General features: G+C 62.2%; 15 protein-coding genes. 8 read left to right on the forward strand and 7 right to left on the reverse strand.

What is annotated here, in order from left to right:
• Window position 1: 1 nt before the first annotated feature.
• The 7 genes from AC1D1J_RS22105 to AC1D1J_RS22135 form a co-directional block, all read right to left on the reverse strand.
• Window positions 2–886 (reverse strand): alpha/beta hydrolase family protein, encoded by an 885-nt coding sequence (locus tag AC1D1J_RS22105; RefSeq protein ID WP_477695874.1) that lies wholly within the window; start codon window positions 884–886, stop codon window positions 2–4.
• Between the two features lie 24 nt (window positions 887–910).
• Window positions 911–1,345 carry a DUF2147 domain-containing protein gene (locus AC1D1J_RS22110; RefSeq protein ID WP_477695875.1) on the reverse strand — a complete coding sequence of 145 codons (435 nt, stop codon included), beginning with the start codon at window positions 1,343–1,345 and terminating at the stop codon, window positions 911–913.
• Between the two features lie 28 nt (window positions 1,346–1,373).
• On the reverse strand, window positions 1,374–3,170 hold the full coding sequence (locus tag AC1D1J_RS22115; protein ID WP_477695876.1) for an acyl-CoA dehydrogenase C-terminal domain-containing protein: 1,797 nt from the start codon (window positions 3,168–3,170) through the stop codon (window positions 1,374–1,376).
• A 16-nt stretch (window positions 3,171–3,186) separates the two neighbouring features.
• On the reverse strand, window positions 3,187–3,906 hold the full coding sequence (locus AC1D1J_RS22120; RefSeq protein WP_457281179.1) for a TetR/AcrR family transcriptional regulator: 720 nt from the start codon (window positions 3,904–3,906) through the stop codon (window positions 3,187–3,189).
• 259 nt (window positions 3,907–4,165) lie between these two features.
• On the reverse strand, window positions 4,166–5,014 hold the full coding sequence (locus AC1D1J_RS22125) for a fumarylacetoacetate hydrolase family protein (protein ID WP_477695877.1): 849 nt from the start codon (window positions 5,012–5,014) through the stop codon (window positions 4,166–4,168).
• A 175-nt stretch (window positions 5,015–5,189) separates the two neighbouring features.
• Entirely contained in the window at window positions 5,190–5,936 is a 747-nt protein-coding gene (locus AC1D1J_RS22130) for an SDR family NAD(P)-dependent oxidoreductase (protein WP_477687192.1), read from the reverse strand.
• The gene (locus AC1D1J_RS22135) at window positions 5,933–6,667 is read right to left on the reverse strand and encodes an SDR family oxidoreductase (protein WP_457281182.1); all 735 of its coding nucleotides are present in this window, start codon (window positions 6,665–6,667) and stop codon (window positions 5,933–5,935) included. The genes AC1D1J_RS22130 and AC1D1J_RS22135 overlap by 4 nt, the downstream gene beginning before the upstream one ends.
• Window positions 6,668–6,789: 122 nt before the next feature.
• Here AC1D1J_RS22135 and AC1D1J_RS22140 point away from each other — a divergent pair, with 122 nt between their 5' ends.
• The 8 genes from AC1D1J_RS22140 (at window position 6,790) to AC1D1J_RS22175 (ending at window position 15,262) form a co-directional block, all read left to right on the forward strand.
• Complete coding sequence (locus AC1D1J_RS22140) at window positions 6,790–7,539, forward strand: FadR/GntR family transcriptional regulator (RefSeq protein WP_477695878.1); 750 nt, start codon at window positions 6,790–6,792, stop codon at window positions 7,537–7,539.
• Between the two features lie 73 nt (window positions 7,540–7,612).
• A complete protein-coding gene (locus AC1D1J_RS22145; RefSeq protein ID WP_477695879.1) occupies window positions 7,613–8,578 on the forward strand; it encodes a Bug family tripartite tricarboxylate transporter substrate binding protein in 966 nt (321 codons plus the stop codon).
• Window positions 8,579–8,664: 86 nt separating this feature from the next.
• Window positions 8,665–9,663: a sialic acid TRAP transporter substrate-binding protein SiaP gene (locus tag AC1D1J_RS22150; protein WP_477695880.1), complete on the forward strand. Its 999-nt coding sequence runs from the start codon at window positions 8,665–8,667 to the stop codon at window positions 9,661–9,663.
• A 78-nt stretch (window positions 9,664–9,741) separates the two neighbouring features.
• On the forward strand, window positions 9,742–10,317 hold the full coding sequence (locus tag AC1D1J_RS22155; protein ID WP_477695881.1) for a TRAP transporter small permease: 576 nt from the start codon (window positions 9,742–9,744) through the stop codon (window positions 10,315–10,317).
• Entirely contained in the window at window positions 10,318–11,712 is a 1,395-nt protein-coding gene (locus AC1D1J_RS22160; protein ID WP_477695882.1) for a TRAP transporter large permease, read from the forward strand.
• A 116-nt stretch (window positions 11,713–11,828) separates the two neighbouring features.
• Window positions 11,829–13,355 (forward strand): UxaA family hydrolase, encoded by a 1,527-nt coding sequence (locus AC1D1J_RS22165; protein WP_477695883.1) that lies wholly within the window; start codon window positions 11,829–11,831, stop codon window positions 13,353–13,355.
• An 11-nt stretch (window positions 13,356–13,366) separates the two neighbouring features.
• A complete protein-coding gene (locus tag AC1D1J_RS22170; protein ID WP_477695884.1) occupies window positions 13,367–14,428 on the forward strand; it encodes a malate/lactate/ureidoglycolate dehydrogenase in 1,062 nt (353 codons plus the stop codon).
• 87 nt (window positions 14,429–14,515) lie between these two features.
• A complete protein-coding gene (locus AC1D1J_RS22175) occupies window positions 14,516–15,262 on the forward strand; it encodes an SDR family NAD(P)-dependent oxidoreductase (protein WP_477695885.1) in 747 nt (248 codons plus the stop codon).
• Window positions 15,263–15,264: the final 2 nt, after the last annotated feature.

Below are 15,264 nucleotides of genomic sequence, written 5' to 3' on the forward strand. Positions count from 1 at the left end.
GTTAAGACCTGGTTGAGGGAATCTGGTTGAAAAATTCAAGCACGGCGCTCCAGTAGCGCTGTGGCTCGTCGCGCATGCCGTGGGTGTGGTCGGCGCGTTCAAGGATCAGGCGCTGGATGCGTTCAGGACGTGAAGCAGCCTGCTGCAAGGCATCGCCGAAATGCACCGGCGTCCAGCGGTCGCCCTGGCTGTGGATCAGCAGCACGTCCACGTCGCGCATGTTGGCAAGGTGGTGTACGGGCCGCAGGCGCAACTCGCCTTGCGGGTTAATGCGCCGGCTGATGTTGAGCACGGCATGGGCAAAAGGATAAGCTTTCCAGAAATCGGGCAGCGAGGGCGCGCAAGCTTCAGCCACCACCTTGTCGTAAGGAAAATCCGCTTCGTCAATCGCACTCAGCGTGTTGATCGCGCCGAAAGACGCCGTCAGTGCATGCACCGGCAGCCCGGTAAAAGCGCCACGCGCCCAGGAGCCCACCGATATCACGTCACCGGGGTAATCGAAGTTGGTCGACGGGCTTTCACCGAAACCGTTGAAGTCGAAAGCCACCACATGAAAGCCCGCATCGAGCAGCGCCTGGGCATGGCCGTGGCGCAGCCAAAAACCCTTGCAGGCAAAACCCATGGGATGGGCGCACACCACCACACCGCGCGGTGCCAGCGGTGTACGCGCCACGATGGCCTCAAGCTGGCTGGTGCTTCGGCTGGCTATCTGCACCCGTTCCCAGCCTTCTTGCGGCACGTCCGCCGGCCAACGCCAGGGTTTCATGAAGCGGCCGAAAAACGGCTTTTTGAGAAGATGGTGGCCATACCAGCGGCGCGCGGCCGGCACAGTGCTGCCACCGGCACCGAAAGGCAGTGACCGCAAACGGGAAATGGCTTCACCCATGGCGAGTCCTCGCTTTCAGCATGCTCATTGCACACGCACCCAGGTTTGGGTGCGGCCAAAAGGCCCGATGGAGCCGCGGACTTCCATCTTCTTGCCACCCTCAATAGGGGTCATCTTGAGGGAGTAGCTTTTGCCATTGTCCGGATCGAGAATCTTGCCACCTTCCCAGACGTCGCCATCGAGTGACTTCTTGGCGCCCCGAATGATCTCAAGGCCCAGCCGGGGCTTGTCCTTGCGGTCATCCGAGCACTCGGTGCAGATATCGTCAGGCTTGACGCCGGGTGACAAGCGCTTTTCGACTTTACCGTTCAGCACGCCGCCGGTTTCGACGATACGAATCTCGACTTTAGGGTCGCCAGTTTTTTCGTCGAAACCGCGCCAGAGACCGACCGGCGTGTTCTGGGCCAGCGCCGGGATGGCCATCAAGCCCAGAACGGTCAGCAGTAATTTGCGTTTCATGGTGTCTCCCTTGATCTGTTCAAACAGTTCAGGCAAGTGCCTCGTCGGTTTCCATCAGCGCCTTGCTGCCCGTGCGTGCTGTGCGCATCAGCGTCGCAGTTTCAGGGAAGAGCTTGGCGAAGTAAAAGCGTGCGGTCTGCAGTTTGGCGACATAGAACTTGTCCGTGTTGCCGGCAGCAATTTCACGCAGCGCGGTTTGCGCCATCAATGCCCAGAAGTAGCCGAATACCAGGTGGCCGGCCACGCGCAGGTAGTCCACTGCGGCGGCGCCCACCTCGTCGGGGTTCTGGAAGCCCTTGAAACCCAGTTCGGTCGTGAACTTGGTCATCTGGTCGGCCAGATAAGCCAGCGGGTTGATGAACTCGGCCATCTTCTCGTTGACGCCTTCCTCGGCGATCAGCGCGCCGATAACCTTGCCGAATTTCTTCAGCGTGGCGCCGTTGTTGCCCAGTACCTTGCGGCCCAGCAGGTCCAGCGACTGGATGGTGTTGGTGCCTTCATAAATCATGTTGATGCGGTTGTCGCGCACAAACTGTTCCATGCCCCACTCTTTGATGAAACCGTGGCCGCCGAAGACCTGCATGCAGGCGTTGGTCGAGATGTGGCCGTTGTCGGTCAGGAAGGCTTTGACGATGGGCGTGAGCAGGGCGACGATTTCGCCGGAATCCTTGCGTACTTTTTCGTCGGGGTGATGCAGTTCCTTGTCGAGCAACAGCGTGCAATAGATCGCCAGTGCACGGCCGCCTTCGGCATAGGCCTTGGCCGTCAACAGCATCTTGCGCACGTCGGGGTGCACGATGATCGGGTCGGCCGGTTTGTCTTTGGCTTTGACGCCGGAGAGCGAGCGCATCTGGATGCGGTCTTTGGCGTAAGCCAGCGCATTTTGGAAAGCCACCTCGGTCAGGCCCAGCGACTGGTTGCCCACGCCCAGGCGGGCAGCGTTCATCATCACGAACATCGCGGCCAGGCCCTTGTTGGGCGCGCCCACCATGGTGCCGACAGCGTCTTCCAGCACCATCTGCGCGGTGGCGTTGCCGTGGATGCCCATCTTGTGCTCCAGGCCGCCGCAATAAATGCCGTTGCGCGAGCCGATAGCGCCGTCTTTGCCGATGTTGAACTTGGGCACGGCAAAGAGGCTGATGCCCTTGCTGCCCTGGGGCGCATCAGGAAGGCGGGCCAGCACCAGGTGCACGATGTTGGCAGCCATGTCGTGCTCACCGGCGCTGATGAAGATCTTGTTGCCGGTCAGGCGGTAGGTGCCGTCGGGCTGCGGCTCGGCCTTGGTGCGCAGCAAGCCCAGGTCGGTGCCGCAATGCGGCTCGGTCAGGCACATGGTGCCGGTCCATTCGCCACTGGTGAGCTTGGGCAGGTAGAGCTTTTTCTGCTCGTCAGTACCGTGCGCATGCAGGGCTTCATACGCGCCGTGCGACAGGCCGGGGTACATGGTCCAGGCCTGGTTGGCCGAGTTCAGCATTTCGTAGAGGCACTGGTTCAACACAAAAGGCAGGCCCTGACCGCCATATTCCGGGTCGCAACTGAGCGCGGCCCAGCCACCTTCGACGTACTGCGCGTAAGCTTCCTTGAAGCCTTTGGGCGGCGTGACTTCGTGCGTGGTCTTGTCGAGCTTGCAACCCTCTTCGTCGCCGCTGATGTTCAGCGGAAAAGTCACTTCAGCGGCAAACTTTCCGGCCTCCTCGAGTACAGCGTTGATGGTCTCGACATCGACGTCCGCATGCTTTGGGATGGCCTTGAATTCATCGGTGACCTTGAGCACTTCGTGCATGACGAATTGCATGTCGCGCAGGGGCGGGCTGTACTGGGGCATGGTGGATTCCTTTTGCTTAAACTGGTTTGGAAGGGGATGCCTTGCCGGAAGCTTTCTTCGGCAAGGTGGAAAGGGGGGCGTCGCTGCCATAGCGCGCCAGGATGTTGGCAAAGCCGGTATTGGCGCGATCCATGGAACCCGGCGTCTTGAGGAAGCGGGCTTCGTAATGCAGCGCCAGGATCAGGCCGTGGATTTCAAACGCCATCTGGTGCTCGTCAGCGTCAGCATGCAGGTGACCGGCCTCTTTGGCCTGCACCACGGCGCGGTACATGGCGGCCAGCCAGGTTCGTACCGAACCCGCCAGCGCATCGCGCACCGGGCCGGGCCTGTCGTCAAATTCAACGGCGCCGCTGATGTAAAGGCAGCCCGAGTCGATTTCAAGCGAGGTGCGTTTCATCCAGTTATGAAACAGCGCCGCCAGACGAGGCAGGCCGCGCGGCTGCTGCAGCGCCGGGAAGAAGACCTCTTCTTCAAAGCGCACGTGGTATTCGCGGATGACGGAAATCTGCAGCTCTTCGCGCGAGCCGAAATGGGCGAACACGCCCGACTTGCTCATGCGCATGACCTCCGCCAGCGCGCCTATGCTCAGGCCTTCCAGCCCGATCTGCGTGGCCAGGCCCAGGGCGGCGTCCACAATGGCGGCCTTGGTCTGCTGGCCTTTTTGCTGGCTTTTGGCCACGGCGCTGCCCGTTGCCGGGGCGCGGGAGGCTTTAGCGGGTAGTTCTGTGATGGCCATGAGGTGCTACAAAATAAAACGAACGGTCGTTCTATTTTGCAACACTTTGATGACCATGCAAAGGCCATAGGCTTTTCTAGGGCATTCGGCCTAGGACCAACACGGGTAAACCCTCGGATGTTGGCTCACCCCCGTCCAAGCTCACTGCGTGTGGCTTGTTCCCCCTCCAGGGGGCGGCGCCTGGGGCCGGCGAAGCCGGACCCTCGGCACCCACTGGTGGAATACCCCACCCTGGATACGCGGCTAGAGAGCGTGGGGGCTACTTCTTGTAGGGAACGACAGTCTGGTGCTGCTCACCCAGGCCTTCGATGCCCAGGGAGATTTTGTCGCCCTTCTTCAGGTACACAGGCGGCTTCATGCCCAAGCCCACGCCGGGCGGTGTGCCGGTGGTGATGACGTCGCCGGGCTCCAGCGTCATGAACTGGCTCACGTAGCTGACGATCTTGGCGACGCTGAAGATCATGGTCTTGGTGTTGCCCTTTTGAACGCGCTTGCCGTTCACCTCGAGCCAGAGGCCCAGCTTTTGCGGGTTGGGCACTTCGTCGCGCGTGACCAGCCAGGGGCCGAGCGGGCCAAAGGTGTCGCAACCTTTGCCCTTGTCCCAGGTGCCGCCGCGCTCAATCTGGAACTCGCGCTCGCTCACGTCGTTGATGGTGCAGTAGCCCGCCACGTAGTCGAGCGCTTCTTTCTGCGACACGTAACGCGCCGTCTTGCCGATGATCACGCCAAGTTCAACCTCCCAGTCGGTCTTGACCGAGCCTTTGGGCAGCATGATGGGATCGTTCGGGCCCTGGATGCAGCTGGTGGCTTTCATGAAAACCACCGGCTCAGCGGGAATCGGCAAGCCGGACTCGGCCGCGTGGTCGGCGTAGTTCAGGCCGATGGCGATGAACTTGGGCACGCCATTGACCGGGCTGCCGTAACGCGGCGAGCCTTTGACCAGCGGCAGCTTGTCGGTCTTGAGCTTGCGCAGTTTGGCAATCGCTGCGTCACCCAGCTGGTCGGGGCCGATGTCTTTGATGACGCCGCTCAGGTCGCGCAGCTTGCCATTGGCGTCGATGAGACCGGGCTTTTCCTTGCCGGGGTTGCCATAGCGAACGAGTTTCATGGTTTTTCCTTTTTTCAGATGACAAATGAGGCGATGTGGTGTTCAGAAATTCGATGCTTGGGATGCAGGGCAAGGCGCCCGGAGCGCAGGAACCGGAATGCACTTGGGTGCATGAGGATTCCGAGCACCGCGTAACGCCGCCATGCGCCCAATCATCGGATTTATGAACATTACATCAGTAGGTAGAACGGCCGCCCGAGAGATCGAAAACGGCGCCGGTTGAGAACGAGCAATCTTCGGTGCACAGCCAGCCGACCATGGCGGCTACCTCATCAGGCGTGCCGAAGCGGCCCATGGGGATTTTAGAAAGCATGAACTGTATGAACTCGGGTGTCATCTGCTCGAAAATCGGCGTTTTCACCGCGGCCGGTGTGATGCAGTTGACGCGCACGCCGGTATCGGCGAGTTCCTTGCCCAGCGATTTGGTCAGCGCGATGACTGCCGCCTTGCTGGCGCTGTAGGCACTGGCATTCGGGTTGCCCTCCTTGCCGGCCACCGAGGCAATATTGACGATGCGACCATAGTTGCGCGCACGCATGTGCGGAACGATTTCACGGCAGCAGAAGAACAGACCGTTGAGGTTGACCTGCTGCACCTGCATCCATTGCTCGGGCGGGTAGTCCCAGAGCTTGACGTTGGGGCCGGTGATGCCGGCCGAGTTGACGAGCGCATCGATGGCCGGGTTGTGCGCCACGGTTTGCTGGACCGCCTCCACCACGCTGGCATGGCTGGCCACATCGACGGCCACCGTATGTACCCCGGCGCCCAGCGCGCCCCTGGCCGTCGCCAGTGCCTCGGGGTTGATGTCCCACAGCGTCACCGTGCCGCCCGACGCCAGCATGCGCTGAGCCACGGCAAAACCCAAGCCGACCGCACCGCCGGTGATGACCGCATGGCGCCCCCTCAGGTCAAGCTGGTTCATATGGTGATGCCACCGTCCACGTTGTAGGCCTGGCCGGTCACGAAAGCAGCCTCGTCGCTGGCCAGAAAGACCACCAGCGGGGCAATCTCATGAGCCTGCGCCAGGCGCCCGAGCGGCTGGCGCGCGATGAAGGCCTTGCGGGCCGCCACGGGATCCTCGTTGGCATTGATACGGTCCTGCAGCGAAGGCGTGTCCACGGTACCAGGGCAAATCGCATTGCAACGCACGCCGTCACCCACAAAGTCGGCCGCGACGCTTTTGGTGAGGCCAATCACGGCCGCCTTGGTGGTGCCATACACAAACCGGTTGGGCAGTCCTTTGATGCTGCTGCAGACGCTGGCCATGTTGACAATGCTGCCGCCTTTTTTGGCCTGCATGCCCGGCAGCACGGCCTGGATCATCCAGAACTGGGCGCGCACATTGAGGTTGAAGGCGAACTCCAGATCGGCATCGGTGGCCTGCAGGGCAGTGCCCCCGTGGACAAAACCGGCGCAGTTAAAAAGAATGTCCATGGGCGGCAGGCCGCCTACCAGTTTCTGAATGGCTGCCTTGTCCAGCACGTCCAGGGGCAGCGCCGTGATGTTGGCCGCCCCTTTGTAGCTTTCCAGCAGTTCGGGTTTCAGGTCGGTGGCCCAGACCTGCGCGCCTTCGGCCGCCAGCGCCAGTGCTGTGGCATGGCCGATTCCCTGGCCGGCTGCGGTCACCAGCGCTTTTTTTCCTTCAAGTCTCATCTTCACTCCTACAGGGTTTTGCCGGATGTTGTCCCGGGGGTTTCATGGGATTATCAATTGGTCTTACCACTTGTCCAATTCTGGCTAACCCTTAAAGCCCCACCTTTCACCCTTTTCTCTCCATGCCCCTGCAAACCGTCGAACCGCAACGCCTTTACCGCCAGATCGCCGAGCAACTGCGCTCATTGATCTCGGCCGGCGAATGGGCCGTGGGTGCACGCCTGCCGGCCGAGCGCGACCTGGCGCGCCAGCTGGGCGTGAGCCGGCCTTCGGTGCGCGAAGCGCTGATCGCGATGGAGGTCGAAGGCTGGGTCGAAGTACGCACCGGCTCGGGTGTCTATGTTCTGGACCGAAGCAAGCCCGCCAGCCACGACGGCAATGGAAATGGGCGGGCCGCGCAGATTTCGCCCGACGAATGGGGTCCTCTGGAATTGATACGCGCCCGCCGTGTGGTGGAAGGCGAAGTCGCCGCCATGGCCGCCACCCAGGCCAAGCGCAAACACATAGACGCGATGGACAAGGCCATCGCCAGCATGCAGCTTGACGCCGACCGCGGCGTGCTGCCGCTCGAAGGCGACCGCGCTTTTCATACCGCCGTCGTCGAGTCTTGCGGCAACGTGGTGCTGATTGAAACCATCCAGCGCTTCTGGGACTCGCGCCGCGGCCCGTTGTTCGAGCGGCTGGGCGGGCATTTTGAAACCGTTGAATCCTGGCGCTCGGCGATTGCGGAGCACCAGGCCATTTTTGATGCGGTGCGCAACCATGACCCGGATGCCGCGCGTGCGGCCATGCATGCGCACATGGACCAGTCGCACAAGCGTTTCAGCGTGAGCTGGAGCCGGACCAAAAACCAGGAGGTGCAGAAGAAATGAGTCGCCACGATTTCTTTCAGCGCTCACCTCACCCCGGATTTCCCTTCCAACAAAAAGCGAAAGCGAGACAAGCATGAAGTTTCTGACACCGCGCAAATTGCTGGCAACAGCCCTTATGGCGCTCACCAGCCTCTGCGGCAACGCCTGGGCGCAGGCCTACCCGAACAAGCCTATTGAAGTGATGGTGGCCTTCCAGCCTGGCGGCGGCACCGACTCGCTGGCGCGCGCCTATGCCGAAGCCGCCAAGAAATACACCACCCAGTCGCTGGTGGTCTACAACAAACCCGGCGCCAGCGGCGCTATCGGCCTGGCCGACGTGGTCAATGCCAGGCCCGACGGCTACAAGATTGCCATGCTGTTTGTGGAGGTGACCATCCTGCCGCACATGGGCATCACCAGGATCACGCAGGACGACTTCATCCCCATCGCCCGCCTGAATGCCGACCCGGCTGCCATCACCGTGAAAGCGGACTCGCCCTACAACACGATTGAAGAGTTCCTCGCCGCCGCCAAAAAAACCGGCAGCGATGTGAAGGTTGGCAACGCCGGCAATGGCTCGATTTGGCACCTGGCGGCCGCCTCGCTGGAAGAAAAAACCGGTGCCAGGTTCAACCACATCCCCTACCAGGGCGCCGGCCCCGCGGTGCTGGCCCTGCTGGGTGGTCATGTGGACGCGGTAGGCGTGAGCCCGGCTGAGGTTGCCGTGCATGTGGCGGCCGGCAAGCTGAAGATTTTGGGTGTGATGGCCGACCAGCGCGTCAAGGGTTTTGAGAACGTGCCCACCCTCAAGGAACGCAACATCGACCTGTCCATCGGCACCTGGCGCGGCCTGGGCGTGGCCAAAGGCACACCGCCTGAAGTCGTGGAAACCATCCGGACTTTCAGCAAGAAGGCGGCCGAAGAGCCCATCATGCGCGAAGTGATGGACAAGCTGAACCTCGGCTACGCCTATGCCGACGGCCCTGCCTTCAAGGCGCAAATGGTGCGCGACAACGACAACTTCAAACAACTCGTGACCAAGCTCAACCTGAAGAACTGAGGCAAAGACCTCGGCTTCACGGCATGCGCGCTGGCGCGCACCGCCGATTTCTTTCCTGCCAGCAACCACCCTCTCGAGGAGACAACATGAACGCATTCGACAAAAAGAGATTCGCTATCAAAACCATAGCTGCTTGCGCCCTACTGGCAGGCACTGTGGGCTTTTCCGGCATTGCGTCGGCGCAGACCAAGCTGAAATGGGCGCACGTCTACGAGACCTCCGAGGCCTACCACAAGTGGTCGGTCTGGGCAGCTGACGAAATCAAGAAGCGCACCAGCGGCCGCTACGAGATCCAGGTGTTCCCGGCTTCCACGCTGGGCAAGGAAAGCGACATCAACCAGGGCCTGCAGCTGGGCACCGTCGACATCATCATCTCGGGCGCATCGTTTGCGGCCCGGAGCTTTCCGCGCATCGGCGTGGCTTACTACCCCTACACCTTCCGCGACCCGGAGCACCTGCTGAAATACGCGAAGAGCGATGTCTTCAAGGAACTGACCGACGGCTACAAACAGAAGACCGGCGTGCAAACCGTCGCCGTCACCTACTACGGCGCGCGCCACTCCACCAGCAACAAACCCTTCAAGACCTGCGAAGAAATGAAGGGCCTGAAGATGCGGGTGCCCGACGTGCCGGCCTACATGGCCCTGCCGCGCGCCTGCGGCGCCAACCCGACGCCGATCGCTTTTGCCGAGGTTTACCTGGCGCTGCAAAACGGCACGGTCGATGCACAGGAGAACCCGCTGCCCACCATCGAAGCCAAGAAGTTCTATGAAGTCCAGAAGAACATCATCCTGACCGGCCACATCCTCGATTCGCTGGTCACGCAGATCGGCCCTCACGTCTGGACCAAGCTCAGCGATGCCGACAAGAAAGTCTTCACGGATGTGATGCAGGAAGCGGCGGCCAAAGCAACGGCCGACATCCAGAAGCGGGAAGGCGAGCTGGTTGATGAGTTCAAGAAAAAGGGCATCAACCTGATCACGGTCAACAAGGACGAGTTCCGCGATCACATCGTCAAGGCCGTGGACATGGCGTCAATGGGCTACGACCGGAAGGACTGGGACCGCATCCAGGCCATCAAATAAGCCTAGCCCTCCGGGCTAGCGCTTCCCGCCCTTTCCTCCATCGGAGGGAAGGGCCTCATTACCCACTACTCCACCATCATGACTTCCATTCCCGACATTGACGCACTGCCCAAGGTCATGGGCGACGACGGCGAGTTCCACGCCACGGATGAAGCCGTCGACCTGTCCGGCACGCCCGTTGAAGCCTGGGCGGCGCTGTTTTTCTTCTGGGCACTGGGCCTGACGGTTTTCTACCAGTTCTTCACGCGTTATGTGATGAACGATTCTGCCGCCTGGACGGAAGAAATCGCACGCTACCTGCTGATCGCCACGGTCTTCGTCGGCGCCGCCATCGGCGTGGCCAAGAACAACCATATCCAGGTCGACTTCTTCTACCGCTTCATGCCCACCTGGCTGGCCCGGGCCATGGCCCTGCTGACCGACGTGCTGCGCATCGCCTTCCTGGGCGCCATGGTCGTGCTGACCTGGCAAATGATGGACAAGATGGGCAACTACAAGATGACCATCATCGATCTGCCCATGAACCTGGTGTACGGCGTCTGCCTGGTAGGGTTTGCGGCCATGGCCGTGCGCTCGGTCTGGGTCATGCGTATTCACCTGCAGCGCGGCTACAGCGTGCTGGAACGCCCTGAATCCACGATGGAGGACCGCTGAATGTTGAAGGTTATTTTTCTCTTCCTGATGAGCGGCGGCCTGCCGGTGGCCATGGCCATGGCCGGGGCGTCGCTGGTCTACATCCTGTTCACCAACAGCTCGCCGCCCTTTGTGGTGGTTCACCGCATGGTCAGCGGCATCGACAGTTTTCCGCTGCTGGCCGTGCCGTTCTTCATCCTGGCCGGCAACCTGATGAACAACGCCGGCATCACCAACCGGATCTACAACTACGCACTGGCGCTGGTCGGCTGGATGAAGGGCGGGCTGGGCCACGTCAACGTCGTCGGCTCAGTGGTGTTTGCCGGCATGAGCGGCACCGCCATTGCCGATGCCGCCGGCCTCGGCACCATCGAGATCAAGGCCATGAAAGACCACGGCTACAGCACCGAGTTTGCCGTGGGCGTGACGGCCGCCTCGGCCACGCTGGGCCCCATCATTCCACCCAGCCTGCCCTTTGTGATCTACGGCATGATGGCCAATGTCAGCGTCGGCGCGCTGTTCCTGGCGGGCATCCTGCCGGGCCTGCTGATGGCCATCCTGATGATGCTGACGGTGGCCTATTTCGCGCACAAGAACAACTGGGGCGCCGATGTCCCCTTCGCCTGGAGCCGCCTGAGCAAGGCGCTGGTGGAGACCGCCGTGGTCGTGGGATGGCCGCTGCTGTTGTGGCTGCTGATCGGCAAACTGAACTTTCCGCCGCAGATCACCGTGGCCGTTGCACTGGTAGCGCTGTTTGCGGCCGACAAAGCCTTCAATTTCCAGGCCGTGTTGCCCATCATGACACCCGTGCTGCTGATAGGCGGCATGACCACCGGCATCTTCACCCCCACCGAAGGTGCGATTGCCGCCTGCGTCTGGGCGCTGATTCTCGGGTTTGCCTGGTACCGCACGCTGACCTTCAAAAGCTTTGTGAAGGTCTGCCTTGATACGGTCGAGACCACCTCCACCGTGCTGTTCATTGTGGCCGCGGCATCGATCTTCGGCTGGATGCTCACCGCCACCGGCGTGACCACCGACATTGCCAAATGGGTGCTGGACTTCACCAAAGAGGCCTGGGTCTTCCTGCTGCTGGCCAATTTGCTGATGCTGTTTGTGGGCTGCTTCCTCGAGCCGACCGCAGCTATCACCATCCTGGTGCCCATCCTCGTTCCCATCGCCACGCAGCTGGGGATCGACCCCATCCACTTCGGGCTGGTGATGGTGCTGAATTTGATGATTGGCCTGCTGCACCCGCCCATGGGCATGGTGCTGTTTGTGCTCGCCCGCGTGGCCAAACTTTCCGTGGAACGGACCACCATTGCCATCCTGCCCTGGCTGTTCCCGCTGCTGGGCAGCCTGGTCATCATCACCTATTTCCCCAAATTGGTACTCTGGTTGCCGAAGATGTTTTACTGAAAGTGAAACAATCACCCTGAGACGCCTTCGGCGCCTCCCCTTCGAGGGGGCGCCACCTGCAGCCCGGCGAAGCCGGTTCCGCGATGGCCCCCGATAAAAGCACAGAAACTCAGACCATGACCCCGTTTATTCGCCTCCACCCCGCCGATGATGTCCTGATTGCCCGAGCCCAGCTGGTGGGCGGCACCGAGGTCGAAAACATCACCGTACGCGGCCTGATCCCTGCCGGCCACAAGATCGCCACGCGCGCGCTGGCCCTGGGTGAGCCCGTGCGGCGCTACAACCAGATCATCGGTTTTGCCAGCAAACCCATCGCGCCCGGCGAGCACGTGCACACGCACAACCTCAACATGGGCCCCGACAAGGGCGACTTTACGCGCGACTACGCATTCGGCGCCGACGTGAAGCCGGCACCGGCCAGGCGCGAGGCGACTTTCATGGGCATAAAACGGCCGGACGGACGCGTCGCCACGCGCAACTACATCGGGATTCTCTCGAGCGTCAACTGTTCGGCCACCGCCGCGCGGGCGATTGCCGACCATTTCTCGCGGCAGAACAACCCTGCAGCGCTGAAAGATTTTCCCAACGTCGACGGCGTGGTCGCGCTCACGCACGGTACCGGCTGCGGCATGGACAGCGACGGCCTGGGCCTGCAGATCCTGCAACGCACGCTGACGGGCTACGCCACGCACCCCAACTTCGCGGGCGTGCTGGTGGTAGGCCTGGGCTGCGAGTCCAACCAGATCAATGCCTGGCTGGCCCACGGCAGCCTGCGCGAAGGTGAAACCCTGCGCGTCTTCAGCATCCAGGACACGGGCGGCACGGCCAAGACGGTGGCCAAGGGCATCGCCATGATCAAGGAGATGCTGCCGCAGGCCAATGCCGTCAAGCGTGAGCCCTGCAGCGCCGCGCACATCACCATCGGCTTGCAGTGCGGCGGCTCCGATGGTTACTCGGGCATCAGCGCCAACCCGGCGCTGGGCGCGGCGGTGGACTTGCTGGTGGCCCACGGCGGCACAGCCATCCTCAGCGAAACGCCCGAGATTTACGGCGCCGAGCATTTGCTCACGCGGCGTGCCGTGCGACCCGATATCGCCGAAAAGCTGATCTCGCGCATCAAGTGGTGGGAGCACTACACCCAGATCAACGAAGGCGAGATGAACAACAACCCGTCGCCCGGCAACAAGGCCGGCGGCCTGACCACCATCCTGGAAAAGTCGCTGGGTGCGGTGGCCAAGGGCGGCACCTCCAACCTGGAGGCTGTCTATGAATACGCCGAACCCGTGAAGGATCACGGCTTTGTCTACATGGACACGCCGGGCTACGACCCGGTCAGCGCCACGGGCCAGGTGGCCGGCGGCGCCAACATCATCTGCTTTACCACCGGCCGCGGCTCGGCTTACGGCTGCGCGCCCTCGCCTTCACTCAAGCTCGCCACCAATTCGGCGCTGTGGCAGCGGCAGGAAGAGGACATGGACATCAACTGCGGCGAGATCATCGACAGCGGCGTGACGGTGCAGGAGATGGGACAACGCATTTTCGAGATGGTGCTGGCCACCGCTTCGGGCGAGCCCAGTAAGAGCGAAAAACACGGCTACGGACAAAACGAATTCGTGCCCTGGCAAGTCGGCGCGGTGATGTAAGGGCTTTTCACATGCAAAAAGTGCTTCAAGCCCAATACCTTCGGGCGCAAGCAGCTACCATTTTCATAGCAGCCGGCAGCACGGCCGCCGAAGCGGAAAAAATCGCCGCCAACCTGGTCATGGCCAACCTGAGCGGCCATGACTCGCACGGCATCGGCATGCTTCCGCGCTACGTCGATGCGGTGCTCGAAGGTGGCCTGACGCCCAACGCCCAGGTCAAAACCCTGCTCGATACCGGCTCGCTGCTCAGCCTGAACGGCCAGCGCGGTTACGGCCAGTCGATCGGCGAGCAGGCGATGGCGCTCGGCATGGCACGTGCCAAAACCCACGGCAGCTGCGTCATGGCGCTGGCCGAGTCCCACCATCTGGGGCGCATAGGCCATTTCGCCGAGATGGCCGTGGCCCAAGGGCTGGTGTCGCTGCACTTCGTGAACGTGATGACGCGGCCGGTCGTCGCTGCCTGGGGCGGCGCGGACGGCCGCTACGGCACCAACCCCTGCTGCATAGGCATACCCCTTAAGGACAGCCCGCCCTTTGTGCTGGACTTCGCCACCAGCCGCGTGGCCCAGGGAAAAATGCGCGTGGCGCACAACCAGGGCAAATCCGTCCAGCCGGGCCTGCTGATCGACGAACACGGCCAGCCCACCACCAACCCCGGCGTGGTGGTGGTGCCGCAGCCGAACGGTTTTTTTGGCGCGCTCATGCCATTCGGCGAGCACAAGGGCTACGGCCTGGCGGTGGCATGCGAGTTGCTGGGAGGCGCGCTCACCGGCGGCGGCACCTGGCACCACCCCACAAGCAGCGCACGTGCGGTCTACAACAGCATGCTCACCATCCTGATCGACCCCGGCAAGCTGGGCACCCAGTCGGCCATGGAAATCGAGGCGCTGGCTTTCGTCGAGTGGCTGCGCAAAAGCCCGCCGGCCGACGGTGTGGACGCTGTGCAGATTGCCGGTGAACCGGAACGCCGCGCGCGGCTTGAACGCGAACAGGGCGGCATTGAAATGGACGGCGAAACCTGGCGCGAGATCGTCGCAGCCGGCCAGAAGGTCGGCGTGCGTGTGTCGGACTGAGCACCGAACGCTATCAAATCAGTAGCTGCTCGCGCCCGCTGAATAAGGTCTACTGGCCAAAATTACCATCAACTTTGCCGGAAAACCATGACCCCAACGATTCAAAACCAGGTTGCGCTTGTCACCGGTGCCAATGCCGGCATGGGCCTGGCCACGGTGCGTGCCCTGCTGGCCGCCGGCTACAAAGTGGCGGCCACTGACCTCGGCACCGAACGTGTGGCCGCCGAGCTTGCCGCGTATGGTGACCGTTTGGCGTGCTTCACCATGGACGTGAGCGAGCAGGCCCAGGTGCATGCCGCCTGCGACGCCATCGAAGCGCGTTTTGGCCGTATCGACGTCTGCGTCAACAACGCCGGTTTCCTGCAGTACGCCAACTGCGAACAGACCACGCCGGAGCTCTGGCACAAGACCCTGCGCATCAACCTCGACGGCGTCTTCTACGTCAGCCAGCGCGTGGCGCCCGGCATGAAGGCGCGTGGTTTCGGCCGCATCGTGAACGTGTCGTCCTACGGCGCCAAAACCGGGGGGCTGTCGCCGCTGCCCGCCTATGCGGCCAGCAAGGGCGGCGTGATCTCGCTGACCTTCAGCTTTGCCCGCGAATACGCCGCGTTTGGTGTGACCTGCAACGCGCTGGCTCCGACCTTTGTGAAGACCCAAATGCTGACCGAACAGGTCAGTGCCGAGCGGCAAGCCGAGCTGCGCCAGAAGATACCGGTGGGCCGTTTTTGCGAGCTCGAAGAGTTCGCCCACTGCGTGCTGTTCCTGGCCCACCCGATGAGCGGCTTCATCACCGGCGAAGTGCTGGACCTCAACGGCGGCCTGCAGTTTGACTGAGC

It is taken from the genome of Polaromonas sp. P1_F8 (assembly GCF_056405635.1).